2 protein-coding genes are annotated in these 1996 nt (G+C 28.5%); both read right to left on the reverse strand.

The genetic code is table 11. From position 1 onward, the window contains the following. Positions 1–218: 218 nt before the first annotated feature. Positions 219–1061, reverse strand: a complete 843-nt coding sequence (locus MPF19_RS18845; RefSeq protein ID WP_249989823.1) for an FRG domain-containing protein — start codon at positions 1059–1061, stop codon at positions 219–221. Next, on the reverse strand, positions 1058–1558 hold the full coding sequence (locus tag MPF19_RS18850; protein WP_249989824.1) for a CinA family protein: 501 nt from the start codon (positions 1556–1558) through the stop codon (positions 1058–1060). Before MPF19_RS18850 ends, MPF19_RS18845 begins: the two co-directional genes overlap by 4 nt. Positions 1559–1996: the final 438 nt, after the last annotated feature.

The raw sequence follows: 1996 nt of genomic DNA on the forward strand, positions 1-1996 counted from the left end.
CGCGAGAGAGTGTTTAACTTTTAAAATTCAAGAGTTTTATTCGCTAATTTTTTCAGAAGTTTGAGTGAGTGAGCAATTTTTTGCAACGTTGTTGTATATGGTTTGTTGCGTGTTTCAAGCAACTAATTTAGTAAATAATTACCGACCAAGAAAGTCCGCGAGGAGTTTCGTAAGTAGGCTATAACTAGCAATAAATTATATACGGTGTTGTAGCCAGTTTATTTATACTTTTCTTTTAAAAATTGAGCTGTAGTATCAAGTTCAGGATAAATTTTATCTCTTGTTATACCTAATAATTCTAATTCCTCCCTTATTTCCTGTTTGGACAATTTCGGAATAATATGTTTTAATGGTTCAAAATTTCTAGTATCATATTTAGCCAATTTGTTTTTATTATCTCCAATTCCAAATAATAAAAATGCGCCATCTTGTTTTATAATTCTTCTATTATCCATTAATGGTTTAACGCACCAAATTGACTGTAAATGTTCTTTCTTTATCAAGTCTTGAAAATATGGTTTTTCTTCTTTTATTTCATGAAGTAAATAATGAATCGCTTTATTGTCATTAAACCCAGGCACATCATTAGGCAGGGTTTTTATATCTAGACTATTATGTGGGCGCCTAGAAACGTTTGACACAACACTTACTGTGTCAGAATCGTAATATTTAACATGCGTTTTAGGTATATGATAAAAAATAAATACTCCATCTTTATCATCATCATCATTACCTTTTTCTTCAACTGCAAAAAACAAAGAAATTAGAGGGTTCGAACTAATATCAAGTAGTCTTGTTGGTAGACTATAATGTTGCATTTTGGCTAATTTTTCAAAAGTTGTTTTTAAACCATTAAAGTCACTAGGATTTCTTAAAATAAACTCTTTAAACATTATATCTTCCGATTCTAAGTATTTATCTCTAGCTATTGATGGTTCAATTTCTCCATAGTCGGCAACCTGTCCTCTATAATATGTTTCTTTTAAGTTATTATCTATTGTAGTTTTATATTTTTTAATTAATTCTATAAGTGTTTTAACACTTGTTACTTTTTCTTTCATAATTTTTTTTCTAAAACTGTTAAGAGCTCATTCAATATGGTTTCTACGATAAATTTTTGAAATTCTATTCTATTTCTCTTTCCTCCATCTATTCTTTGTTTTATTATTATTTCACTTTCGGAGTTGTTTTTTTTCATATAAATAGCAAAATAACAGTGAGGTTCTCCGCCTATATTCGACTTTTCTGCATAGCCAGTTGTTCCAATTCCAATTTCTGAATGAAACATTTCGGAAACACCTTTAGCCATTTGCCATGCTATATTTTCAGATACGCAATTAACTTCTTTAGCTTCTTCTCTTTTAATTTTTAGTAAATTGACTTTTTCATCAATTGTATATGCTGTTATCCCTCCTCTAAAACATTTTGAAATCCCAGAGATTTCTCCAAAACTAGATTGAAGTTTTCCGCATGTAAGACTTTCTGCTACGGACAACCAAATGTTGTGTTTTATTAATATTTCTTTTATACTATTCAAAGTAGAAATTGATTCTTTCATGTCTTTTTTAATTGGCTACAACTTGTTTATATAAGGAACTTTTATCCTTTTATTATTCCGTTTTGCTGGGATATGCAAAGGTTTAGTATACTTATATCCGTTTTTTTATAAAAGTAAGTGATTAAAATAAATCATCAAACAGATTTTTAATTTTTTTAAACTTGTCTATGTAACGTGTGTGTAAAACATGATTTTTTTTGGACTAGGCCCTAATAGTTTTTGGATATATCTAATATCCATTCCTTTTTCAATAAATGGTTTGTAAAACTATGCCTTAATGAATGTAGCTTGTGATTGCTCACGTAAAAACACAATTTGAAATTAATATATTACAATAAAAAATCCACCAAATCACAACCTTCTTTAAGATCTAAACTTTCCAATAAAGAACTACATTGAATAGTAAATCCTTCTTTATTTAAAAGTATTGCTTTTTCA

Source organism: Polaribacter sp. Z014, assembly GCF_023555435.1.
Classification (GTDB): Bacteria; Bacteroidota; Bacteroidia; order Flavobacteriales; family Flavobacteriaceae; genus Polaribacter.